General features: G+C 63.2%; 19 protein-coding genes. 9 read left to right on the top strand and 10 right to left on the bottom strand.

Going from position 1 to position 22,329, the window contains the following annotated elements; genetic code table 11:
• The first annotated feature begins 52 nt into the window (after positions 1-52).
• From mdtD to yccS, 4 genes are all read left to right on the top strand, one after another.
• A complete protein-coding gene (gene mdtD, locus ACK1VC_RS00965) occupies positions 53-1,480 on the top strand; it encodes a multidrug transporter subunit MdtD (protein ID WP_016489500.1) in 1,428 nt (475 codons plus the stop codon).
• Between the two features lie 113 nt (positions 1,481-1,593).
• The gene (gene dbpA / locus ACK1VC_RS00960) at positions 1,594-2,931 is read left to right on the top strand and encodes an ATP-dependent RNA helicase DbpA (protein WP_231995348.1); all 1,338 of its coding nucleotides are present in this window, start codon (positions 1,594-1,596) and stop codon (positions 2,929-2,931) included.
• Between the two features lie 79 nt (positions 2,932-3,010).
• Positions 3,011-4,192, top strand: coding sequence for a BaiN/RdsA family NAD(P)/FAD-dependent oxidoreductase (locus ACK1VC_RS00955; RefSeq protein ID WP_016489502.1), 1,182 nt, complete (start codon positions 3,011-3,013; stop codon positions 4,190-4,192).
• 128 nt (positions 4,193-4,320) lie between these two features.
• Positions 4,321-6,504 (top strand): YccS family putative transporter, encoded by a 2,184-nt coding sequence (gene yccS / locus ACK1VC_RS00950; protein WP_016489503.1) that lies wholly within the window; start codon positions 4,321-4,323, stop codon positions 6,502-6,504.
• Between the two features lie 129 nt (positions 6,505-6,633).
• Here yccS and ACK1VC_RS00945 read toward each other — a convergent pair whose 3' ends face one another.
• Positions 6,634-7,371 (bottom strand): substrate-binding periplasmic protein, encoded by a 738-nt coding sequence (locus ACK1VC_RS00945; RefSeq protein WP_016489504.1) that lies wholly within the window; start codon positions 7,369-7,371, stop codon positions 6,634-6,636.
• 155 nt (positions 7,372-7,526) lie between these two features.
• Between ACK1VC_RS00945 and ACK1VC_RS00940 the strand changes: the two genes are divergently transcribed.
• The gene (locus tag ACK1VC_RS00940; protein WP_024717355.1) at positions 7,527-7,979 is read left to right on the top strand and encodes a GNAT family N-acetyltransferase; all 453 of its coding nucleotides are present in this window, start codon (positions 7,527-7,529) and stop codon (positions 7,977-7,979) included.
• 132 nt (positions 7,980-8,111) lie between these two features.
• Here the strand turns inward: ACK1VC_RS00940 and ACK1VC_RS00935 are convergent, their stop codons facing one another.
• The 9 genes from ACK1VC_RS00935 to tkt all read right to left on the bottom strand — a co-directional run bounded on the left by ACK1VC_RS00935 (position 8,112) and on the right by tkt (position 17,501).
• Complete coding sequence (locus ACK1VC_RS00935; protein ID WP_016489506.1) at positions 8,112-8,408, bottom strand: winged helix-turn-helix domain-containing protein; 297 nt, start codon at positions 8,406-8,408, stop codon at positions 8,112-8,114.
• A 12-nt stretch (positions 8,409-8,420) separates the two neighbouring features.
• Entirely contained in the window at positions 8,421-8,921 is a 501-nt protein-coding gene (locus ACK1VC_RS00930) for a M48 metallopeptidase family protein (protein WP_031311603.1), read from the bottom strand.
• Between the two features lie 39 nt (positions 8,922-8,960).
• A complete protein-coding gene (locus tag ACK1VC_RS00925; protein WP_016489508.1) occupies positions 8,961-11,093 on the bottom strand; it encodes a putative bifunctional diguanylate cyclase/phosphodiesterase in 2,133 nt (710 codons plus the stop codon).
• Between the two features lie 214 nt (positions 11,094-11,307).
• Complete coding sequence (gene fba, locus ACK1VC_RS00920) at positions 11,308-12,372, bottom strand: class II fructose-bisphosphate aldolase (RefSeq protein WP_016489509.1); 1,065 nt, start codon at positions 12,370-12,372, stop codon at positions 11,308-11,310.
• Positions 12,373-12,472: 100 nt separating this feature from the next.
• The gene (locus ACK1VC_RS00915) at positions 12,473-12,802 is read right to left on the bottom strand and encodes an MliC family protein (protein ID WP_016489510.1); all 330 of its coding nucleotides are present in this window, start codon (positions 12,800-12,802) and stop codon (positions 12,473-12,475) included.
• 62 nt (positions 12,803-12,864) lie between these two features.
• Positions 12,865-13,116, bottom strand: coding sequence for a hypothetical protein (locus tag ACK1VC_RS00910; RefSeq protein WP_016489511.1), 252 nt, complete (start codon positions 13,114-13,116; stop codon positions 12,865-12,867).
• Positions 13,116-14,279, bottom strand: coding sequence for a phosphoglycerate kinase (locus ACK1VC_RS00905; RefSeq protein WP_449117806.1), 1,164 nt, complete (start codon positions 14,277-14,279; stop codon positions 13,116-13,118). Before ACK1VC_RS00905 ends, ACK1VC_RS00910 begins: the two co-directional genes overlap by 1 nt.
• Positions 14,280-14,291: 12 nt before the next feature.
• Positions 14,292-15,353 (bottom strand): erythrose-4-phosphate dehydrogenase, encoded by a 1,062-nt coding sequence (epd, locus tag ACK1VC_RS00900; RefSeq protein ID WP_023046981.1) that lies wholly within the window; start codon positions 15,351-15,353, stop codon positions 14,292-14,294.
• 150 nt (positions 15,354-15,503) lie between these two features.
• Positions 15,504-17,501: a transketolase gene (gene tkt / locus ACK1VC_RS00895; RefSeq protein WP_023046980.1), complete on the bottom strand. Its 1,998-nt coding sequence runs from the start codon at positions 17,499-17,501 to the stop codon at positions 15,504-15,506.
• A gap of 227 nt (positions 17,502-17,728) precedes the next feature.
• On the opposite strand from tkt, the gene ACK1VC_RS00890 reads away from it, so the two are divergent.
• The 4 genes from ACK1VC_RS00890 to ACK1VC_RS00875 all read left to right on the top strand — a co-directional run bounded on the left by ACK1VC_RS00890 (position 17,729) and on the right by ACK1VC_RS00875 (position 22,300).
• Positions 17,729-18,721 carry an ArsR/SmtB family transcription factor gene (locus tag ACK1VC_RS00890; RefSeq protein ID WP_191087047.1) on the top strand — a complete coding sequence of 331 codons (993 nt, stop codon included), beginning with the start codon at positions 17,729-17,731 and terminating at the stop codon, positions 18,719-18,721.
• 18 nt (positions 18,722-18,739) lie between these two features.
• Complete coding sequence (gene metK / locus ACK1VC_RS00885) at positions 18,740-19,930, top strand: methionine adenosyltransferase (protein ID WP_016489516.1); 1,191 nt, start codon at positions 18,740-18,742, stop codon at positions 19,928-19,930.
• A 144-nt stretch (positions 19,931-20,074) separates the two neighbouring features.
• A complete protein-coding gene (gene ligB, locus ACK1VC_RS00880) occupies positions 20,075-21,775 on the top strand; it encodes an NAD-dependent DNA ligase LigB (RefSeq protein ID WP_060516884.1) in 1,701 nt (566 codons plus the stop codon).
• A gap of 132 nt (positions 21,776-21,907) precedes the next feature.
• Positions 21,908-22,300: a DUF1090 domain-containing protein gene (locus ACK1VC_RS00875; protein WP_023046978.1), complete on the top strand. Its 393-nt coding sequence runs from the start codon at positions 21,908-21,910 to the stop codon at positions 22,298-22,300.
• The last annotated feature ends 29 nt before the right edge of the window (positions 22,301-22,329 follow it).

Raw genomic sequence — 22,329 nt, 5'->3', positions numbered from 1 at the left:
GGGGGCGCGGGCTGCCCCCGCGAAGAGGCCGGCACAGACAAAAGAGGACGTCATGCCTGAGCGCACCCCGCTGGACCCCGTCACCGCCCGCTGGATCCCCTGGGTGGTAGCCATCGCTTTCTTCATGCAATCCCTGGACGGCACCATCCTCAACACTGCGCTGCCGGCCATGGCCCGTTCACTCGCTGAAGACCCGCTGCGCATGCAGGGTGTGATCATCGCCTACATGCTCACGGTGGCCCTGCTGATCCCCGCCTCGGGCTGGATTGCAGACCGCTTTGGCACCAAGCGCATCTTCTTCAGCGCCATCTTGCTGTTCAGCTTCGGCTCGCTGCTGTGCGCCGCCGCCAACAGCCTCGGTTTTCTGATCTTCGCCCGCGTCGTGCAGGGCCTGGGCGGTGCGCTGATGCTGCCGGTCGGGCGGCTGGTGGTGCTGCGCGCTTACCCGCGCAGCGAGCTGGTGCGGATCATGAGCTTCATCACCATCCCAGGCCTGCTCGGGCCATTGCTAGGGCCAACCGTCGGCGGCTGGCTGGTGGAAATCCTCAGCTGGCACTGGATCTTCCTGCTCAACCTGCCAGTAGGGCTGATCGGCTGCATTGCCGTGTGGAAGTTCATCCCGGACCTGCGCGGCGCGGAGCGAACCTCGTTCGACGGCCCTGGATTCCTGCTGTTTGGCGCAGCCATGGTACTCATCACCATCGCCATGGAAGGCCTGGGCGAATTGCACCTGCCGCACCTGCGGGTGATGTTGTTGCTGTTCGCCGGCATGGCCTGCCTGGCCGCCTACTGGCTGCGTGCCGGGCGCGACCCCGAGCCGCTGTTCTCGCCCAGCCTGTTCCGCGTGCGCACCTTCGCCATCGGGATCCTCGGCAACCTGTTCGCTCGCCTGGGTAGCGGCGCCCTGCCGTTCCTCGTGCCGTTGCTGCTGCAGGTGGCGCTGGGCTACTCGCCGGCGCAGGCCGGCATGAGCATGATCCCGCTGGCAGCGGCGGCCATGCTGGCCAAGTCGATTGCCCGGCCGCTGATCGAACGGTTCGGTTATCGCATCATTCTCACTGGCAACACGTTGCTGCTGGGGGTGCTGCTGGCAAGCCTGGGGCTGGTGGACGAGCAGACGCCCTATTGGCTGCTGCTGGTACAACTTGGCCTTCTGGGCGCGGTGAACTCCATGCAGTTCACCGCGATGAACACGGTTACCCTGATCGACCTCGACGACGCCAGCGCCAGCAGTGGCAACAGCCTGCTGTCAGTAGTCGCACAGTTGGCGCTGAGCTTGGGCGTAGCCTGTGCCGGCGCCCTGCTGGGCGGCTTTACCGCAGCGGGCAGTGCCGAAGGCGTGGAGACCACCCTCGGCGCCTTCCAGCTGACGTTTGTCACCATTGGCATAATGGCGATGCTGGCGGCAGCGATCTTCCTGCAACTGGCGCCGACGGACGGAAGGCGTGCCCGTCGTCCGGAACAACACATGGAACCGTAGGGCGAATGGCCACGAGGCTGGTAGACTGTGCGGCATTTTTTCGCTTCGCAACGCAGGCCCGCCTCGTGACCACCGAATCCACCGCCTTTGCCACTTTGCCGTTGTCCGCCGCCATGCTGGCGAACCTGGACGCCCTCGGCTATGCCTCGATGACGCCGATCCAGGCCCAGAGCCTGCCCGTCATCCTCAAGGGTCAGGACCTGATCGCCCAGGCCAAGACCGGCAGCGGCAAGACCGCCGCCTTCGGCATCGGCCTGCTCAACCCGATCAACCCGCGCTACTTCGGCTGCCAGGCGCTGGTGCTGTGCCCTACCCGCGAGCTCGCCGACCAGGTGGCCAAAGAGCTGCGCCGCCTGGCCCGCGCCGAGGACAACATCAAGATCCTGACCCTGTGCGGTGGCGTTTCGCTGGGCCCGCAGATCGCTTCGCTGGAGCACGGTGCGCACATCATCGTCGGCACCCCGGGGCGCATCCAGCAGCACCTGGACAAAGGCACCCTGGTGCTCGACGGCCTGAACACGCTGGTGCTGGACGAAGCCGACCGCATGCTCGACATGGGTTTCTTCGACGCCATCGCCAGCATCATCGGCAAGACCCCATCGCGCCGCCAGACCCTGCTGTTCTCGGCCACCTACCCGTCCGGCATCAAGCAGCTGGCCGCCGACTTCATGCGCAACCCGCAACAGGTCAAGGTCGAGAGCCTGCACACCGACAACCAGATCGAACAGAGCTTCATCGAGATCGACCCACAGCACCGCCTTGAAGCCGTCACCCGTGTGCTCGGCCACTACCGCCCGCAATCCTGCGTGGCGTTCTGCTTCACCAAGCAGCAGTGCGAGGACGTGGTTGCCCACCTGACGGCCAAGGGCATCGTCGCCCAAGCCTTGCACGGTGACCTGGAGCAGCGCGACCGTGACCAGGTACTGGCCATGTTCGCCAACCGCAGCAGCTCGGTGCTGGTGGCCACCGACGTGGCCGCACGCGGCCTGGACATCGATGGCCTGGACATGGTCATTAACGTGGAACTGGCGCGTGATGCAGAAATCCACGTGCACCGCGTGGGCCGTACAGGCCGTGCCGGCGAGAAAGGTGTTGCGGTCAGCCTGGTGGCGCCAGCCGAAGGCCACCGTGCCCAGGCCATCGAAGACCTGCAGAAAAGCCCGCTGCGCTGGGACTCGCTGGACAGCTTGAAGAACAAGGGCGGTGAACCGCTGCTGCCCGTGATGACCACGCTGTGCATTGCCGCAGGCCGCAAGGACAAACTGCGCCCTGGGGATATTCTTGGTGCGCTGACCGGTGATGCCGGCATCCCGGGCAAGCAGGTGGGCAAGATTGCCATCTTCGACTTCCAGGCGTTTGTTGCCGTCGAGCGCGCCCTGGCCAAGCAGGCCATGCAGCGGCTGAACAGCGGCAAGATCAAGGGCCGCGCCCTGAAAGTCCGTATTCTCTAAAATTCGGCAAGGTCCCTGTGGGTGCTCCGATTAACCCGCTTCCACAGGGTTCAGCATTTCAAATCTGAAGGTTCATACCGTGCACTCCACCGACGTGATCATCCTCGGCGCCGGCGCCGCAGGCCTGATGTGCGCCCAGCTCAGCGCCCGCCGTGGCCGCCGGGTGCTGCTGCTCGACCACGCCAACAAGCCCGGCAAAAAAATTCTCATGTCCGGCGGCGGCCGCTGCAATTTCACCAACATGTACACCGAGCCAGCCAACTTTCTGTCGCACAACGCGCACTTCTGCAAGTCGGCCCTGGCCCGCTACACCCAGTGGGACTTCATCGAACTGGTGTGCAAGCATGGCGTTGCGTATCACGAGAAGAAACTCGGCCAGCTGTTCTGCGACAACAAGGCCAGCGACATCCTCGACATGCTGCTGGCCGAATGCGACGAGGCCGGCGCCGAGATCCGCATGCACACCAGCATCGAACACATCGAGAAGACCGAAAGCGGCTACCTGCTGCAGACCAGCGGCGGCCAGTTCGCCTGCCAGTCACTGGTGATCGCCACCGGCGGCCTGTCGATCCCGACCCTGGGCGCCACCGGCTTCGGCTACCAGGTGGCGCGCCAGTTTGGCCACACCCTGCTGCCAACCCGCGCCGGGCTGGTGCCGTTCACCATCACCGAGCCCCAACTCAAGGCACTGTGCACCGAGTTGTCCGGCACCTCGCTGGACTGCACCGCCAGCTGCAACGGCACCAGCTTCCGCGAGAACCTGCTGTTCACCCACCGCGGGCTGAGCGGCCCGGCGATCTTGCAGATTTCGTCGTTCTGGGAAGCCGGTGACACGGTCGAGATCAACCTGCTGCCGGACCGCGATGCGCTGACCTGGCTGCAACAGATGCAGGCCGAACGTGCCAATGCCGAGCTGAAGACCGTGCTGGGCGAGGTATTCACCCGCAAGCTGGCCAACCTGCTGGCCGAGCAATGGTTCGAGTCCAGGCCGATGAAGCAGTACACCCCTGCGGAACTGGCACAGATCGCCGAAAAACTGGCGAACTGGCAAGTGGTGCCGGCCGGCACCGAAGGCTACCGCACCGCCGAAGTGACCCTGGGCGGCGTGGATACCCGCGAGGTGTCGTCCAAGACCATGGAATCGCTGAAAAGCCCCGGGCTGTATTTCATCGGGGAAGTGCTGGATGTCACTGGCCACCTGGGTGGCTTCAACTTCCAGTGGGCGTGGGCGTCGGCCAACGCCGCAGCGCAGTTCGTGTAGAGTAGAATCCATTCAGCAGCACGGAACGCTTCTTGCTGGCCCGTGCTTGGAGCCGTTACTGGGGCCGCCGCGCGCCCCAATAACCGGCCCTGAAAGGTATTCTTCTGATCACTGCCTAGCAGGCCATCATGTCATCGAGCTCGTTCCGTCAGTCACTGCGTCGCCTGTGGGGCCAAGACAAGTTCAGCTACAGCATCCGGGTCACCATCGCCCTCACCGGCAGCCTGGCCCTGTGCTGGTACCAGAACGAGATGGCCCTGCTGATTCCGCTGTTCCTCGGCATTATCGCCAGCGCCCTGGCCGAAACCGACGATAGCTGGCAGGGCCGCCTCAGCGCCCTGGCCGTTACATTGGTGTGTTTCGCCATCGCTGCACTGGCGGTCGAGTTGCTGTTTCCCTACCCCTGGATCTTTGCCGTCGCCCTGGCCTTGGCGGCGTTTGGCCTGACCATGCTCGGCGCCTTGGGCGAGCGCTATGGTGCGATTGCCTCGGCGACACTGATCACGGCGGTTTACACCATGATCGGGGTGGACCAGCGCGGCGGCCAAGTCACGGACTTCTGGCACGAACCGCTGCTGCTGGTGGCTGGGGCGGCCTGGTACGGGCTGCTTTCGGTACTGTGGCAGGCACTGTTTTCCAACCAGCCTGTGCAGCAGAGCCTGGCCAAGCTGTTCTTCGAACTGGGCAGTTACCTCAAGCTCAAGGCCAGCCTGTTCGAGCCCATCCGCACCCTCGACGTCGAGGCCAGGCGCCTGGAGCTGGCCCAGCAGAACGGCAAGGTGGTGGCAGCGCTCAACGCAGCCAAGGAGATCATCCTGCACCGGGTGGGCAACAGCCAGCCAAACTCCAAGGTCAGCCGCTACCTGAAGCTGTACTTCCTGGCCCAGGACATTCACGAGCGGGTCAGTGCCTCGCACTACCCCTACAACGGCCTGACCGAGGCGTTTTTCCACAGCGACGTGATGTTCCGCTGCCAGCGCCTGCTGCGTAAACAAGGCTCGTCCTGCCAGGAGCTGGCCCGCTCGATCCGCCTGCGCCAGCCGTTTGTGCTGGCCAGTGGTTACCCAGAAGCCCTCGAAGACCTCAACGCTTCGCTGGAGCACCTGCGCCTCCAGAACAACCCGGCCTGGCGCAGCCTTTTGCGCTCGCTGCGGGCACTGGCCGCCAACCTGGCAACACTGGACCGCCTGCTGAGCGCCGCCAGCAACCCGGACAGCCTGGCCGATGCCAGCGACAGCAGCCTGCTCGACCGCTCGCCACGCTCGCTGAAAGACGTATGGACACGCCTGCGCACCCAGCTCACGCCGACCTCGCTGTTGTTCCGCCATGCCCTGCGCCTGCCGCTGGCGCTGTCGATCGGCTACGGCATGGTGCACCTGATTCACCCGACCCAGGGCTACTGGATCATCCTGACCACGCTGTTCGTGTGCCAGCCCAACTACGGGGCAACCCGGCGCAAACTGGTGCAGCGAATTTTCGGCACTGCCGTCGGCCTGACAGTGGGCTGGGCCTTGTTCGACCTGTTCCCCAACCCGGTCATCCAGTCTTTGTTCGCCGTGGTCGCCGGGGTGGTGTTCTTCGTCAACCGCACCACCCGCTACACCTTGGCCACGGCCGCGATCACCTTGATGGTGCTGTTCTGCTTCAATCAGATCGGCGATGGCTATGGGCTGTTCCTGCCACGCTTGTTCGATACCCTGGTGGGCAGCCTGATCGCCATTCTGGCGGTGTTCCTGTTCCTGCCTGACTGGCAAGGACGACGGTTGAACAAGGCACTGGCCAATACCCTGGCCTGCGCCAGCGTGTACCTGCGCCAGATCATGCAGCAGTATGCCCATGGCAAGCGGGACGACCTGGCCTACCGCCTGGCCCGGCGCAATGCCCATAACGCCGACGCGGCGCTGTCCACTACCCTGGCCAACATGCTGATGGAGCCAGGGCATTTCCGAAAGGAGGCCGACGTTGGCTTCCGCTTCCTGGTGTTGTCGCACACCTTGCTCAGCTACCTCTCGGGGCTGGGCGCGCACCGCGACACGGCCTTGCCGGCAGAGGTGCAGGAGCAGTTGATCGAAGGCGCCGGGCAAAGCCTGGCCAGCAGCCTGGACGAGATTGCCAACGGCCTGGCCGCGCGGTTACCGGTGGCGATTCACAGCGATGCCGAAGAGGCGCTGGCCAATGCACTGGAGCAGATGCCGGAAGAGCTGGATGAACATCAGCGGTTGGTGCAGACACAGTTGGCGTTGATTTGCCGACAGTTGGGGCCGTTACGGACCTTGGCGGCACACCTGATCAAGGAAGGTGCCCCGGCCTGATTGCTTTATTGCCTGTGCTGGCCTCTTCGCGGGCTCGCCCGCTCCCACAGGTACTGCACATATCTCAGGTTCTGTGAGGTCTCTGTGGGAGCGGGCAAGCCCGCGAAGAGGCCAGCACAGCGATTCAGATCAGAAGCCATGCTGGCGCATCAGCCGGGCATAGCTGCCATCGGCCTTCATCGCCGCAATCGCCTGCTCGAAGCGCTCGACGATGCGCTTATGTTCCGGGTGCTTCAGGCTCACCAGAATATGCAGGGTGTTCTCCCCTAGCGGCGGCTCGACCAGCATCACCCCATCACGCACTTCCTGCGGCTCACGCTGCAGGTTGTAGCGGGCCACATACTCGTCTTCCACCGCCAGGTTCACCCGCCCTGCCGCCAGCATTCGCACCGCCGATGAAAAGTTGCGCACCGGCACCTTGTGCAGGCGGGTATCGCCGTCAAATTCCGGCGAGTAGGCGTAATCACGCACCACGGCGATGCTGTAGGCGTACAAATCCGACTGGCGCTTGTAGTGGAATGTCTCACCCTTGCGTTGCAACAGATGAATACGGTTAGTCAGGTAAGCGTTGGAAAACTGCCCGATGTTGGCGCGTGAGTCGTTGTACCAGGCATTGATCAGTACGTCGTAGCGCCCCTCGCCTACCCCCAGCAGCGCCCGCGCCCAGGGCGCCTCTTCATAGCCGCTGGTGTAGCCGGCACGGGCCAGCGCCGTGGTGACGATGCTGGTCGCCAGGCCGCCGCCCGGCATATTGGCATCAGTAAACGGTGGCCAGCTATCAGCCACCAGGCGCAGCTTGCCGTGACCCGGTGCGGGGGTTGCCAGCATCATTGCCAGTAACCCCAGAACACAAAGCAGTGGCCGCATGCTCACGTCCTTTCGTTATGGAGGGCACACACTGCCGACGAGATTACACAAAGCTGCCGCCGAGGGCAGCCGCCAATAGTGTCATTTAGCCTCTATTTTGGCCGAAGGGCATAGACCATGCGATGATCGAAGGCCCACTCAAGGAGTTCGCGCCAATGTCCGTCGACTGGCTCTGCAAGCACCACACCGACCTCGGCAAAGACCAGCTGTACGCCATTCTCCAATTGCGCACGGAAGTGCTCGTGGTGGAGCAGCGCTGCGCCTATCAGGAAGTCGATGGCCAGGACCTTACGGACGATACCCTGCACCTCATGGCCTGGCAGGATGACAAGCTGGTGGCGTACCTGCGCCTGCTCGATCCGCAGTCCCAAGGCGGGGATGTGGTGATCGGGCGAGTGGTGACTTCACCTGCGGCACGCGAGTCAGGTCTTGAAGAACAGCTGCTGCTCAAAGGGCTAGAGGCAGCGGAGCATTGCTGGCCGGGGGTGCCGGTCTACCTGTCGGCGCAGACGCATTTGCAGGCGTTTTATGCCAGCCATGGGTTTGCGGTGGTGGGCGAGGAACATCTTGAAGATGACATCCCGCACATCGGGATGCGCAAAGGCTGACATTGCCAGGGGTGCTTTGCACCCCTTTCGTCGGCAAGCCAGCTCCCACAGGTACCGCGCAGGCTTCAGAGACACGCCTTATCTGTGGGAGCTGGCTTGCCGGCGATGAGGCCAGTACAGACGCCAGAAATCTCAGGGGTAACCCAGCACTTCGCGGATCTGGCGCAAGTGGCGGATGATCCACTGCTTGTCGATCGCCCCCCAGTCATGAATGCGGTAATGCCCGGCGTGGTTGCGTGCACCTTCCAGCTGTTCGAACTCGCAGACGATGTCCAGGTCGGCCAGCGCGGCGATGGTGTCCTGGGCCGTGCGCCGTGGCATGCCGGTAGCCTCCATCAGGGCGGGCACGCTGGTCGCGGTCTGGCTGTCAATCAGCCAGGCGACGTACAGGCGACGGTAGAAGCTGCTCTTGGTCTTGCTCACTTCCATGCTGCGTGGTCCTTAGCAGTTGCCCGGCAGCTCCCGATAGGTCAGGTAGACGCGCAGGTCGAATTCCAGTTGGTGGTAGTCCGGCTCCATGTGCTGGCAGAGCTGGTAGAACGCCTTGTTGTGATCGCGCTCGCGCAGGTGCGCCAGTTCGTGCACCACGATCATGCGCAAGAACTGCGGCGCAGCCTCCTTGAATAGCGAGGCAATGCGGATTTCCTTCTTCGCCTTGAGCTTGCCGCCCTGCACCCGCGACACTGCCGTGTTCAGGCCCAAGGCCCGATGGGTCAGGTCGAGACGGTTGTCGAACAGCACCTTGTCGAGGTTCGGCGCACTGCGCAGGTACTGCTGGCGCAGATCCTGGGCATAGCCATACAGCGCCTTGTCGCTTTGCACATCATGGCGGTCGGGGTAGCGGCGCTGCAGGTAGTCACCCAGGCGGTCGCTGTCGATCATCTGCCGCACCTGCTCTTGCAGGTGCGGTGGGTAGGCTTGCAGATAACGTAATACGGTCATGGCGCTGCATTCGGCGTAACGAATGCCGATTCTAGCCAATCATGGCCCAGGCCAGGAGAAAATTGCCGGAAAGCCGCTGGCATCCGCCGCGGTCATCGGGTGAGCCACCAGAAAACCCTGCACATACTCGCAACCATTGGCCTTCAGCCAGGCCGCCTGGGCCAGGGTTTCAACACCCTCGGCGATCACCGTGATGCCGTAGTCGGCGCACAGGCCGATCACACTGCGGACCAAGGCAGCATCCACCGCCGAATCAGGCAAGCGCGCCACCAGGTGGCGGTCGAGCTTCAAGGTGTCGATCGGCAAGTCACGCAGCATGCGCAACGAGCAGTCGCCTGCGCCAAAATCGTCGAGGGCCACCCGTACCCCCAGCTCACGCAAGCGGTGTATCTGCTTGATAGCTGCATCAATGTTGTACATCAGCGAGGTTTCCGCGACTTCCACCTCCAGCTGCGCCGGGTCAAGCTGGTAAAGCTGGATCACCCGCTGCAACTCTTCGACCAGGCCGGGCATGACAAACTGCGCGCGGCTCAGGCTGATGCCGAGCACAAGGTCTGCCGGGAAGCGTTCGTACCAGGCCTGGCGCTGGGCCGCCCCTTGGCGGTAGATCCAGCTGGCCAGGCGGTTGATCAGGCGTGCTTCTTCCAGCAACGGAATGAACAGACCCGGCGGTACGTCGCCCACGCTGGGATGCTGCCAGCGCAACAAGGCCTCGAAGCCACGCAGACGGCCATCAATGAAAGACACCTGCGGCTGATACACCAAGGTGAAATCCTGCTGCTCGATGGCGGTGCGCACACCGTCTTCCAGCATCAGCCGCGAGCGCGCCCGGCCGTTGAGCTCCTGGTCGTAGAAACGGTATTGCTGGCGCCCAGCCTGCTTGGCGGCGTACATCGCCGCATCGGCTGCGCGCAGCAGGCCTTCGACATTGGCTCCGCAGTCCGGGTAGGTGGCAATGCCGATGCTGACCCCAAGGCACACATCAAGCCCCTCGATCTGGTGGCTGATCGAAATACGCTCAAGCAATTGCTCGGCATAGCGCCCGGCCTGTTCGGGATAGGGCAGGCTGTCGAAAAGCGCGGTGAATTCATCCCCTCCCATTCGTGCCAGCAGGGCCTGGCTGCCCAGGCAATCCTTCAGTTGCTCGCCCACCCAACGCAGCACACGGTCACCGGTGTCGTGGCCCAACGAGTCGTTGATGCGCTTGAAGCCATCCAGGTCCATGTACATCAATGCCTGCGCCTTGTCCGAGCGCTCGTTGCGCAGCAACGCACCTTCGGCAGCCTGGTAGAAACCACGGCGGTTGAGCAGGCCGGTCAGCGGGTCGGTGACGGCCTGATATTCCAGCTGCTGGTGCAGGTTGCGCACCACCGACATGTCCAGCACGGTGACAACCATGGCCTGCTGGTCCGCCGGCAACGGTGCGCAGGACAACGCCACCGGCACCAGTTCGCCATCGAGGGTACGCAACTGAGCATCATGCACGCGGAAAATACGCCGCCCCAGGTAGGCCTGGTAGAAGTCAGACTCCGCCCACAGGCTGGCACTGGCCAGTTGCACGAGGTCGAGCAGGTGTACCCCCTGAAAATGCTGCACCGGGGCCGCCAGCAAGCGCGAAATGGCCGGGTTGGCAAAACTGATCACGCCCTGGGCATCCACCACCAGAATGCCCTCGGCAGCGTTCTCCAGGACCGACGCATTGAACGCCCTGGCTGCCTCCAGCTCGCGGGTCAGGCGCTGCAGCATGCGCCGGTTGCGCTGCTGGTCGAGCAAGGCCTGGACCTTGGGCTTGAGAATTTGCGGGTCGAACGGTTTGAACATGTAGTCCACAGCGCCGCTGGCGTACCCTTTGAGTACGGCCGCTTCGGACTGTTCGTTGGCGGTGAGGAATATGATCGGTGTCAGCCGGGTGCGCTGGCTGCCACGCATAAGCCGGGCGACTTCGAAACCATCCATCTCCGGCATCTGTACATCCAGCAACACCAGGTCGACATCGTGTTCGAGCAACGCACTCAAGGCTTCCGTCCCCGAGCTTGCCGTCAACACCTGCCAATCCTGCCGGGCCAGCAACGCCCGCATGCTGATGAGGTTCTCGGGGTAGTCATCTACCACCAGAAGGACCGAGCTGCCATCCAGTGGCTGTGGTTGAACTTGAGCTTGAGCGCCATCCATGCTGCTTCTCTGTTATGTGACCGACTTCAAAATACGGTTGGATCCATGAGTACTCTAGCCCTGAGGTGTCAACACGCAATGGAATCAGAACGCTATCAGTGGTTCAACTGTACGGTAGCCGACTAACGGTCGGTTTGCCGGAATTATGTTCCGCCTTTTTGTTGCCCATAAAAAAACCCGCATCGCTGCGGGTTTTTTTTTTGCTGCCAGTCGATCAGTTGACCTTGGCGGCCAGCTCACCTTTCAGGTAGCGCTGGTACATGCCTTCCAGGGAGATCGGCTTGATCTTCGAGGCATTACCGGCAGTGCCGAAGGCTTCGTAACGGGCGATGCACACGTCACGCATGGCCTTGACGGTTTCACCGAAGAACTTGCGTGGGTCGAACTCGCTCGGGTTGTGCGCCATCAGGCGACGCATTGCACCGGTGGACGCCAGGCGCAGGTCGGTGTCGATGTTGACCTTGCGCACGCCGTGCTTGATGCCTTCGACGATCTCTTCGACCGGGACGCCGTAGGTTTCCTTGATGTCGCCGCCGTACTGGTTGATGATCGCCAGCCACTCTTGCGGGACCGAGGAAGAACCGTGCATCACCAGGTGGGTGTTGGGGATGCGCTTGTGGATTTCCTTGATGCGGTCGATGGCCAGCACGTCACCGGTAGGTGGCTTGGTGAACTTGTAAGCACCGTGGCTGGTACCGATGGCGATCGCCAAGGCGTCCACCTGGGTCTTCTTGACGAAATCGGCCGCTTCTTCCGGGTCGGTCAGCATCTGGCTGTGGTCCAGCACGCCTTCGGCACCGATGCCGTCTTCTTCACCGGCCATGCCGGTTTCCAGCGAACCCAGGCAGCCCAGCTCGCCCTCAACCGAAACGCCGCAAGCGTGCGCCATGGCAACGGTTTGCTGAGTAACGCGGACGTTGTACTCGTAGTCGGTCGGGGTCTTGCCGTCTTCACCCAGCGAGCCGTCCATCATCACCGAGCTGAAGCCCAGCTGGATGGAGCGCTGGCAAACGTCAGGGCTGGTGCCGTGGTCCTGGTGCATGCACACCGGGATGTGCGGGAATTCTTCGATGGCGGCCAGGATCAGGTGACGCAGGAACGGGGCACCGGCGTATTTGCGGGCGCCGGCCGAGGCCTGGACGATCACCGGGGAGTCGGTCTTGTCAGCCGCTTCCATGATGGCGCGCATCTGCTCGAGGTTGTTGACGTTGAAAGCTGGTACGCCGTAACCGAACTCGGCGGCGTGGTCCAGCATCTGGCGCATGCTAATGAGTGCCATTGTGTATCTCTCTCCCGACAAGCGTCGTTTGTTTCGTGCAAGCCTGCCGCAGGGGCGGTTGCTGTTCAAGTAGTGTGGGCCATTCACGCAGCCCGGCCAGTCACGGTGCCTTGCAGCCCCGCCCAATCAGATCGTTGGTTGCCACCCAGTACACCAGGCCTTCTTCGCCCTTGGTGTGGAAGGCCAGCATGCCATCGCTGTACAACGCACCCGAAGCACCCGGCTCGGACTTGAGCCGGTAGACCTGGTCACCGCCGCCAAGGCGCACGTCGACCTGGTCGCGTTGTGCATCGGCGAAGCGCCACAGCACTTCGACCTGAGTGTCACAGACCCAACGGGTCCAGTTGTCTGCCGGGGCGGGTGGCGCCGGCTGCAGCAGTGAGCATCCTGCCAGTGTCGCCAGGGCCGTTACGGCCAAAAGCGCTTTCATTACAATTCCTCTAGATGACCACAGAGCAGCCGCTTGGTTGCCTGGCCCGACGAAACGCGGGGTCATGGGCAACCCGGCGCCTTGCGCTGGTGGTCTTCGTCGTACTTTTCCAGGCCTTCCGGGCCTACGCGCTTGCTGATGACCGGCACGGTTTCGGCCTGCCACTCGGACTGGTAGCAACCACCCTTGGGCGGATGCGCCGGGTCGCCATCCGAGGCCGGGCTGCCGGAGCAGGCGCTCAGCAGGCCAGCCAGCATCATCACAGGCAATTGCTTGACCATCAGGCCACTCCCTTTGCCAAGCGCCGACGTCATCAGGCTTTGGCCCGCTCTTCCAGGATTGCTACCGCTGGCAGGACCTTGCCCTCGACGAACTCGAGGAAAGCACCACCACCGGTAGAAATGTAGGAGATTTGCTCGCTAACGCCATATTTGTCGATGGCGGCCAGGGTGTCACCGCCACCGGCGATAGAAAACGCTGCGCTCTCGGCAATGGCTTTGGCCAGCACCTTGGTGCCGTTGCCGAACTGGTCGAACTCGAACACGCCGACCGGGCCGTTCCACAGGATGGTCTTCGACGACTTCAGCAGCTTAGCGAAGTTGGCCGCGGTTTGCGGGCCGATATCCAGGATCATGTCGTCGGCAGCAACGTCGGCAATAGCCTTGACGGTAGCTTCGGCGCTCTCGGCAAACGCCTTGGCAACCACCACGTCGACTGGCAGCGGTACACTGACCTTGGCGGCGATGGCCTTGGCGGTGTCTACCAGGTCCGGCTCGTACAGCGACTTGCCCACCGGGTGGCCGGCCGCAGCCAGGAAGGTGTTGGCAATACCGCCACCGACGATCAGCTGGTCGCACACACTGCTCAGGCTGTTCAGCACGTCCAGCTTGGTAGACACCTTGGAGCCGGCAACAATGGCCGCCATCGGCTTGGCCGGGGCTTTCAGAGCTTTGCCCAGGGCATCCAGCTCGGCCGCCAGCAGCGGACCGGCAGCGGCAACCTTGGCGAACTTGGCCACACCGTGGGTCGAACCTTCGGCGCGGTGAGCGGTGCCGAAAGCGTCCATGACGAACACATCGCACAGGGCAGCGTACTTTTGCGCCAGCTCGTCGGCGTTCTTTTTCTCGCCCTTGTTGAAGCGCACGTTCTCGAACAGCACCAGCTCACCGGCCTGTACCGCGACACCGTCCAGGTAGTCGGCCACCAGCGGCACATCACGGCCCAGGGCCTTGCTCAGGTAGTCGGCAACCGGCTTGAGGCTGTTCTCGGCAGAGAATTCGCCTTCGGTCGGGCGGCCCAGGTGCGAGCAGACCATTACCGCCGCGCCCTTCTCCAGCGCCAGCTTGATGGTCGGCAGCGCTGCCAGGATACGCGCGTCGCTGGTTACCACACCGTCCTTCACAGGCACGTTGAGGTCTTCGCGGATCAGTACGCGCTTACCTTGCAGGTCGAGGTCGGTCATCTTCAACACGGTCATGAATGCAGTCCTTCAGGGCTGTTTGTTGCGGGTTGGGTGAACGACGTGCAGAAAGTGTTCGGCAACGTCGAGCATACGGTTGGCAAAACCCCATTCGTTGTCGAACCAGGCCAGCAAGTTCACCAGGCGGGGGCCGGAAACACGGGTCTGGCTGGCATCGACAATCGCCGAATGCGGGTCATGGTTGAAATCACAGCTGGCGTGCGGCAACTCGGTGTAGGCCAACAAGCCTTTCAGCGGGCCTTCCAGCGCGGCCTCGCGCAACACCCGGTTGACCTCGGCCGCGCTGGTGTCCCGGGCGGTCTGCAGGGTGATGTCCAGGCACGAGACGTTGACGGTCGGTACACGTACCGCTTTGGCCTGGATTCGCCCGGCAAGTTCCGGGAGCAGGCGCTCGATGCCACGGGCCAGACCAGTGGACACCGGGATCACCGACTGGAAGGCCGAACGCGTGCGGCGCAGGTCTTCGTGGTGGTAGGCGTCGATCACCGGCTGGTCGTTCATCGCCGAGTGGATGGTGGTGATCTGCACGTATTCGATGCCGAACGCCTGGTCCAGCACACGCAGCAGTGGCACGCCGCAGTTGGTGGTGCACGAGGCATTGGACACCAGGCGCTCGCTGCCGGTCAGGCACGCCTGGTTGATGCCGTAGACCACCGTGGCATCGACGTCGGCTTCACTGGCCATCGGTTGCGAGAACAGCACGCGCGGCGCGCCGGCGTCGAGAAAGCGCTGGCCATCAGCACGGGTGTTGTAGGCACCGGTGCACTCCAGCACCAGGTCGATGTCCAGCGCAGCCCAGTCGATGCCTTCGGGGGTGGCACTGCGCATAACCTTCACGCAGTCGCCATTGATATGCAGACAGTCACCGTCGACTTTCACCTCGCCGGGGAAACGCCCGTGGGTGGAGTCGAAGCGTGTCAGGTACTCAAGGCTGGCCTGGTCGGCCAGGTCGTTCAGCGCGACGATCTCGAACCCGGCCTTTGCCCCCCGCTCGACCAGCGCGCGCAGGACACAGCGGCCGATGCGGCCATAACCGTTGAGTGCAACTTTGTAGGGACGCAGGTGGGGCATAGGTAGCTCTTGAACTCCGGCAGTTGAACGGGGCCGCCATGCGGCCCATTCGCGACACAAGGCCGCTCCCACAGAGAACGGCATGCGCAATACCCTGTGGGAGCGGCCTTGTGCCGCGAACGAGGGCCAACGGCCCTCGCCTTCCTTGTATCAGTCTTCCAGCAGCTCTTCGGCAGTACCGAGGATGTTTTCCAGGGTGAAGCCGAACTCTTCGAACAGTGCCGAAGCTGGCGCCGACTCACCGTAAGTGGTCATGCCAATGATACGGCCTTCCAGGCCGACGTACTTGTACCAGAAGTCGGCGTGGGCAGCTTCGATGGCGATGCGCGCACCCACTTCCAGCGGCAGCACGGACTGCTTGTAGGCTGCATCCTGAGCGTCGAACACGCTGGTGCTCGGCATCGACACGACACGCACCTTGCGGCCTTGCTCGGTCAGTTTGTCGAACGCCTGAACAGCCAGGCCCACTTCCGAACCGGTGGCGATCAGGATCAGCTCAGGCTCGCCAGCGCAATCCTTGAGCACGTAACCGCCACGGGCGATGTCGGCGATCTGCGCATCGCTGCGCACCTGATGCTGCAGGTTCTGACGCGAGAAGATCAGCGCCGACGGGCCGTCCTTGCGCTCCAGAGCGTGCTTCCAGGACACGGCGGATTCCACCGCATCGGCCGGGCGCCAGGTGTCCAGGTTTGGCGTGCTGCGCAGGCTGGCCAGCTGCTCGATCGGCTGGTGGGTCGGGCCGTCTTCGCCCAGGCCGATGGAATCGTGGGTGTAGACGTGGATCACGCGCTGCTTCATCAGGGCAGACATGCGCACGGCGTTGCGGGCGTATTCCATGAACATCAGGAAGGTCGCGCCGTAAGGCACCAGGCCACCGTGCAGGGCAACGCCGTTCATGATCGCGGTCATGCCGAACTCGCGCACGCCGTAGTACATGTAGTTGCCATTGGCATCTTCATGGCTGACGCCCTTGCAACCTTTCCACAAGGTCAGGTTGGAGCCGGCCAGGTCGGCCGAGCCGCCCAGCAATTCCGGCAGCAGCGGGCCAAAGGCGTTCAGGGTGTTCTGGCTGGCCTTGCGGCTGGCAATGGTCTCGCCCTTGGCCGCGACTTCAGCAATATAGGCAGCGGCTTTTTCTGCGAAGTCGGCCGGCAGCTCACCGCTCAGGCGGCGCTTGAGTTCGCTGGCCAGTTCCGGGAAGGCAGCGGCATAGGCATCGAAACGCTGGTTCCATTCGGCTTCGGCCTTGGCACCGGCTTGCTTGGCGTCCCACTCGGCGTAGATGTCGGCAGGGACTTCGAACGGACCGTGGTTCCAGTTCAGTTCCTTGCGCGCCAGGGCGATTTCGTCGTTGCCCAGCGGAGCACCGTGGCAGTCTTCCTTGCCCTGCTTGTTCGGCGAACCGAAACCGATGATGGTCTTGCAGCAGATCAGGGTCGGACGGTCGCTCTTGCGGGCGGTCTCGATGGCGGTACGGATCTCGTCGGCGTCGTGGCCGTTGACGTTGCGGATCACCAGCCAGTTGTAGGATTCGAAACGCTTCGGCGTGTCGTCAGTGAACCAGCCTTCCACTTCACCGTCGATGGAAATGCCGTTGTCGTCGTAGAAGGCGACCAGCTTGTTCAGGCCCAGGGTGCCGGCCAGCGAGGCGACTTCGTGGGAGATACCTTCCATCATGCAGCCATCGCCCAGGAACACATAGGTGTGGTGGTCGACGACGTTGTGGCCTTCACGGTTGAACTGGGCGCCCAGTACTTTCTCGGCCAGGGCAAAGCCCACGGCGTTGGCCAGGCCCTGGCCCAGCGGGCCGGTGGTGGTCTCGACACCCGGGGTGTAGCCGAACTCCGGGTGGCCCGGGGTACGGCTGTGCAGCTGGCGGAACGACTTGAGGTCATCGAGGGTGACGTCGTAGCCGGTCAGGTGCAGCAGCGAGTAGATCAGCATCGAGCCGTGGCCGTTGGACAGCACAAAGCGGTCACGGTCGGCGAAACTCGGGTTGCTCGGGTTGTGCTTCAGATAGTCGCGCCAAAGCACTTCGGCGATATCCGCCATGCCCATGGGGGCACCTGGATGGCCGCTGTTGGCCTTTTGCACGGCATCCATGCTGAGGGCACGAATGGCGTTGGCACGTTCACGACGGCTGGGCATCGCTGATCTCCTGGGGGCTTGAATAGGTAGTGTTACGAAAAAGGCGGCCATTTTCGCCCACTGGGGGGGCTTGGGGCAATGACGTATGGTCGCAGTCGGGGGATTTTCCTGTGATTGGCATTCAATTCGGGGCAAAACCGGGTTAACCGCCCCGCCCATCACCCAATATCAAAACTTTTTGATATTGGCCTTGCTAGGGCATCGATGCCTGTCTAGACTGCCGCCCCATGAACCTGCGTGCGCAATCAAACCCCGAGCAACACGAAACATTGGCCGCCTTGTGCAAAGCCAGTGGGGACGCGCTGCGCCTGAACGTATTGCGCGCCCTGGCCAACGACTCGTTCGGCGTGCTGGAGCTGGCGCAGATCTTCGACATCGGCCAGTCGGGCATGAGCCACCACCTGAAGGTGCTGGCCCAGGCCGAGCTGGTGGCAACGCGCCGCGAAGGCAACGCCATCTTCTATCGCCGTGCACTGCCCGACAGCCTGCGCCTGGGCGGTCGGCTGCATGCGGCGCTGCTCGAAGAAGTCGACGAGCTGGCCCTGCCGCCGGCCGTGCAGGCGCGAATAGCCCAGGTGCAACAACGCCGCGCGGTTACCAGCCAGGATTTCTTCCTGCGCGTGGAAGAGAAGTTTCGCGCACAGCAAGATTTGATCGCCGGGCTGCCGCAGTACCGCGAAAGCCTGCTGGCGCTGCTCGACAAACTGCATTTCGACCCGGCCGCCAGTGCCCTGGAGGTCGGCCCCGGGGACGGTGGCTTCCTCCCCGACCTGGCCCGGCGCTTCGCCCGGGTCACCGCGCTGGACAACAGCCCGACCATGCTCGAACTGGCGCGCCAGGTCTGCCAGCGCGAGGGGCTCGACAACGTGAACCTGCAGTTGGCCGATGCACTGGGTGTAACGGATGTGGCCGCCGACTGCGTTGTGCTGAACATGGTGCTGCACCATTTCAGCGATCCGGCCCTGGCCTTGCGCCAGCTGGCCAAGCGGGTGAAGGCAGGCGGCAGCCTGCTGGTCACCGAGTTGTGCAGCCATGACCAAGGGTGGGCGCGGGACGCCTGCGGCGACCTTTGGCTTGGCTTTGAACAGGACGACCTGGCCCGCTGGGCCAACGCTGCCGGGCTGGCCCATGGGGACAGCCTGTACGTGGGCTTGCGTAACGGTTTCCAGATCCAGGTCCGCCATTTCCAGCGGACGGCTGGCGACATACACCATCGGTAAATTTCAGGAACCTTCGAGATGAGCGAATACTCCCTTTTCACCTCCGAGTCCGTGTCCGAAGGGCATCCGGACAAGATCGCCGACCAGATTTCGGACGCCGTCCTTGATGCCATCATCGCCCAGGACAAATATGCCCGCGTAGCGTGCGAAACCCTGGTCAAGACCGGTGTCGCCATCATTGCCGGCGAAGTCACCACCTCGGCCTGGGTCGACCTGGAAGACCTGGTGCGCAAGGTCATCATCGACATCGGCTACAACAGCTCCGACGTCGGCTTCGACGGCGCCACCTGCGCCGTGATGAACATCATCGGCAAGCAGTCTGTGGACATCGCCCAGGGCGTGGACCGCTCCAAACCTGAAGACCAGGGCGCCGGTGACCAGGGCCTGATGTTCGGTTATGCCAGCAACGAAACCGAAGTACTGATGCCGGCACCGATCTGCTTCTCGCACCGTCTGGTGGAGCGCCAGGCCGAAGCGCGCAAGTCCGGCCTGCTGCCGTGGCTGCGCCCGGATGCGAAGTCGCAGGTCACCTGCCGCTACGAAAACGGCAAGGTGGTCGGTATCGACGCCGTGGTGCTGTCGACCCAGCACAACCCTGAAGTCTCGCAGAAAGACCTGCAAGAAGCCGTGATGGAGCTGATCGTCAAGCACACCCTGCCTGCCGAGCTGCTGCACAAGGGCACCCAGTACCACATCAACCCGACCGGCAACTTCATCATCGGTGGCCCGGTGGGTGACTGTGGCCTGACCGGCCGCAAGATCATCGTCGACTCCTACGGCGGCATGGCCCGCCATGGTGGTGGTGCGTTCTCCGGCAAGGACCCGTCCAAGGTCGACCGTTCCGCCGCCTATGCCGGCCGCTACGTAGCCAAGAACATCGTTGCCGCCGGCCTGGCCGAGCGTTGCGAGATCCAGGTGTCGTACGCCATTGGCGTGGCCCAGCCGACCTCCATCTCGATCAACACCTTCGGTACCGGCAAGGTCTCCGACGACAAGATCATCCAGCTGGTGCGCGAGTGCTTCGACCTGCGTCCGTACGCCATCACCACCATGCTCGACCTGCTGCACCCGATGTACCAGGAAACCGCTGCCTACGGCCACTTCGGCCGCGAGCCGCAGCAGAAGACTGTCGGCGACGACACCTTCACCACCTTCACCTGGGAGCGCACCGACCGCGCCCAGTCGTTGCGTGACGCTGCCGGCCTGTAAGCTTCCTACAGCACCAGGCGAAAGCCCCTGCCGAGCAATCGGCAGGGGCTTTTTTGTGACATATCGGCTGACAATCGCGCGGCGGCAAGCGCCCGCGAACCTGCCTAGGCTGGAGGGCCCACCCGCCATGCAAGGATGCTGGCCATGCCGTATCTGCTGTTGTTCACCCTGCTATTTACGCTGAACGCCCCATTGGCCAGGGCTACCTCATGCCCTGACTGGAACCCGCAACAGGCCGAGGCCGAAGTTGCGCAGCTGCGCGCCACGCTCACCCGATGGGACGAGCACTACCATCGCCAGGGTGTTGCCCTGGTCGCCGATGAACTGTACGACCAAAGCCGCGAGCGCCTGAATCACCTGCAGCAGTGCTTCGCGGTTGGCAGCAGCCCCTCCCCTTTGGCCAGCGCTCGTGGCCCGGTCACCCACCCCGTGCCGCATACCGGCGTCGACAAGCTGGCAGACCGCCAGGCCGTAGCGCGATGGATGGCCGGCAAGACCGGCGTGTGGGTACAGCCCAAGGTCGACGGTGTTGCAGTTTCCCTCACTTACCAGCAGGGTCGATTGGTGCAGCTCACCAGCCGGGGTGACGGTGTACATGGCCATGACTGGAGCCGACACATTCCACAACTGGGCGCAGTCACCCGACAGTTGCCCATGCCGATTGACCTGCACTTGCAAGGTGAGCTGTATCTGCGCCTGAACGAACATATACAAGCCAAGGCAGGCAGCACCAACGCCCGCGGCACTGTGGCCGGGCTGCTCGCACGCAAGCAACTGACCGCCGAGCAAGGGGACACTATCGGCCTGTTCGTATGGAGCTGGCCGCAGGGCCCCGACCAACAAGCCGAACGCCTCGCACAGCTCGCGCACCTGGGTTTCCCGGATAGCCAGCGTTACAGCATCGCCATCGACACGTTGGAAGATGCAACGCACTGGCGTGGGCATTGGTACAACTCCCCCCTGCCCTTCGCCACCGACGGCGTGATCCTGCGCCAGGGCCGCCGGCCGCCCGCCAAGCGCTGGCAGGCCAAGGCACCGTACTGGATCGCGGCCTGGAAATACCCCTATGTACAAGCCTTGGCCGAAGTGCGCGACGTGCGCTTTCGGGTTGGCCGCACCGGCAGGGTCACGCCCATTGTGCAGGTACAGCCGGTAACCCTCGATGACCGGCGCATTTCCCAGGTAAGCCTTGGCTCGCTGGCGCGCTGGCAAGCCTTGGACATCCGCCCCGGCGACCAGGTGGCCATCAGTCTTGCCGGGCTGACCATTCCACGCTTGGACCACGTCGTGCACCGCGCTGTCGAGCGCCAGCCACTGGCCGCGCCTGCACCCGACCAGCATCATGCCCACAGCTGCTGGCAGGCCAGCGAAGGCTGTGAAGAGCAATTCATTGCCCGGCTTACCTGGCTTGGCGGAAAACAAGGCCTGGCCTTGCCGCGTACCGGGCCCGGCACGTGGCGCCGGCTGGTCGAAGCGGGCTTGGTAACATCAATGACCGATTGGCTGCATCTTGATGCCGAGCGCCTGCAGCAGGTACCCGGCATAAGTAGCCTGACGGCCGCACAGCTGCTGGGCAGTTTCGACCAAGCACGCTCACGGCCATTCGATCTGTGGCTGCGCGGCATTGGCGCGCCCGTCAGCAAGCATCTGCAACTGACGGGCGACTGGGCAGAGCTGGCTTCACGCAGTGCCGGGCAATGGCAAACCGTGCCCGGCATTGGCGCAAAACGCTCGCGCCAACTTGTGGATTTCTTCGCGGCCCCTGAGGTGCAGGCCATTGCTGCACGGTTGGCGAAAACCGGCATAGAGGGGTTCCCCGCTAGCCCCCAGCGCATTGAGCAATGATTTTTTACCATTTAGCTCGTAGGAAAAACCCGAGATTCAAGCCGAAAACCTCACCAAGGGTTCCTAAATGGGCAAAACCAAGGCAGGATTTCCACCAACTTTTGCTGCCCCGCCCCGTTCAGGAGGCTTTTCATGAAACGCATTTCGACTCTTTTCCTGCTCGCATCACTGGGTTTGGCTGCGGGAGCTGTACAAGCGGCCCAGCCGGACCCAGGCCTGACCGGTTGCGCCGCCAAGCGCAGCGCCATCGAGAACCAGTTGAAAATCGCCCGCGACCACGGCAACAGCGACCAGGTCGCAGGGCTGGAGGAAGCACTGCGTGGCGTGGACAACTGCACCGACGCGAGCCTGCGCAAAGAGCGTGAGCAGAAGGTGCTGGATGCACGTCACGAAGTGGTGCAGCGGGAAAAAGACCTGAAGAAAGCCGAGAAAAAAGGCGACGCGGAGAAGATCAACAAGCGCAAGGACAAGCTTGCCGAATCGCGTAAAGAATTGCAGAAAGCGGTAGACGATCTGGATCACTGACAGCGATTTGCGTTGCCCTTACTGGCCTC

The sequence above is a fragment of the Pseudomonas sp. XP2 genome (assembly GCF_053557975.1).
The sequence above is the reverse complement of the archived record's forward strand: the minus strand, read 5'-3'. Positions and strand labels throughout refer to the sequence as shown.

What these genes read in the sequence shown, in the direction of transcription:
- mdtD (WP_016489500.1), top strand. Translation starts at nt 53, where the DNA reads ATGCCTGAGCGCACCCCGCTGGACCCCGTCACCGCCCGCTGGATCCCC.
- dbpA (WP_231995348.1), top strand. Translation starts at nt 1,594, where the DNA reads ATGCTGGCGAACCTGGACGCCCTCGGCTATGCCTCGATGACGCCGATC.
- yccS (WP_016489503.1), top strand. Translation starts at nt 4,321, where the DNA reads ATGTCATCGAGCTCGTTCCGTCAGTCACTGCGTCGCCTGTGGGGCCAA.
- ACK1VC_RS00945 (WP_016489504.1), bottom strand. Translation starts at nt 7,371, where the DNA reads ATGCGGCCACTGCTTTGTGTTCTGGGGTTACTGGCAATGATGCTGGCA.
- ACK1VC_RS00940 (WP_024717355.1), top strand. Translation starts at nt 7,527, where the DNA reads ATGTCCGTCGACTGGCTCTGCAAGCACCACACCGACCTCGGCAAAGAC.
- ACK1VC_RS00935 (WP_016489506.1), bottom strand. Translation starts at nt 8,408, where the DNA reads ATGGAAGTGAGCAAGACCAAGAGCAGCTTCTACCGTCGCCTGTACGTC.
- ACK1VC_RS00930 (WP_031311603.1), bottom strand. Translation starts at nt 8,921, where the DNA reads ATGACCGTATTACGTTATCTGCAAGCCTACCCACCGCACCTGCAAGAG.
- ACK1VC_RS00925 (WP_016489508.1), bottom strand. Translation starts at nt 11,093, where the DNA reads ATGGATGGCGCTCAAGCTCAAGTTCAACCACAGCCACTGGATGGCAGC.
- fba (WP_016489509.1), bottom strand. Translation starts at nt 12,372, where the DNA reads ATGGCACTCATTAGCATGCGCCAGATGCTGGACCACGCCGCCGAGTTC.
- ACK1VC_RS00915 (WP_016489510.1), bottom strand. Translation starts at nt 12,802, where the DNA reads ATGAAAGCGCTTTTGGCCGTAACGGCCCTGGCGACACTGGCAGGATGC.
- ACK1VC_RS00910 (WP_016489511.1), bottom strand. Translation starts at nt 13,116, where the DNA reads ATGACGTCGGCGCTTGGCAAAGGGAGTGGCCTGATGGTCAAGCAATTG.
- ACK1VC_RS00905 (WP_449117806.1), bottom strand. Translation starts at nt 14,279, where the DNA reads ATGACCGTGTTGAAGATGACCGACCTCGACCTGCAAGGTAAGCGCGTA.
- epd (WP_023046981.1), bottom strand. Translation starts at nt 15,353, where the DNA reads ATGCCCCACCTGCGTCCCTACAAAGTTGCACTCAACGGTTATGGCCGC.
- tkt (WP_023046980.1), bottom strand. Translation starts at nt 17,501, where the DNA reads ATGCCCAGCCGTCGTGAACGTGCCAACGCCATTCGTGCCCTCAGCATG.
- ACK1VC_RS00890 (WP_191087047.1), top strand. Translation starts at nt 17,729, where the DNA reads ATGAACCTGCGTGCGCAATCAAACCCCGAGCAACACGAAACATTGGCC.
- metK (WP_016489516.1), top strand. Translation starts at nt 18,740, where the DNA reads ATGAGCGAATACTCCCTTTTCACCTCCGAGTCCGTGTCCGAAGGGCAT.
- ligB (WP_060516884.1), top strand. Translation starts at nt 20,075, where the DNA reads ATGCCGTATCTGCTGTTGTTCACCCTGCTATTTACGCTGAACGCCCCA.
- ACK1VC_RS00875 (WP_023046978.1), top strand. Translation starts at nt 21,908, where the DNA reads ATGAAACGCATTTCGACTCTTTTCCTGCTCGCATCACTGGGTTTGGCT.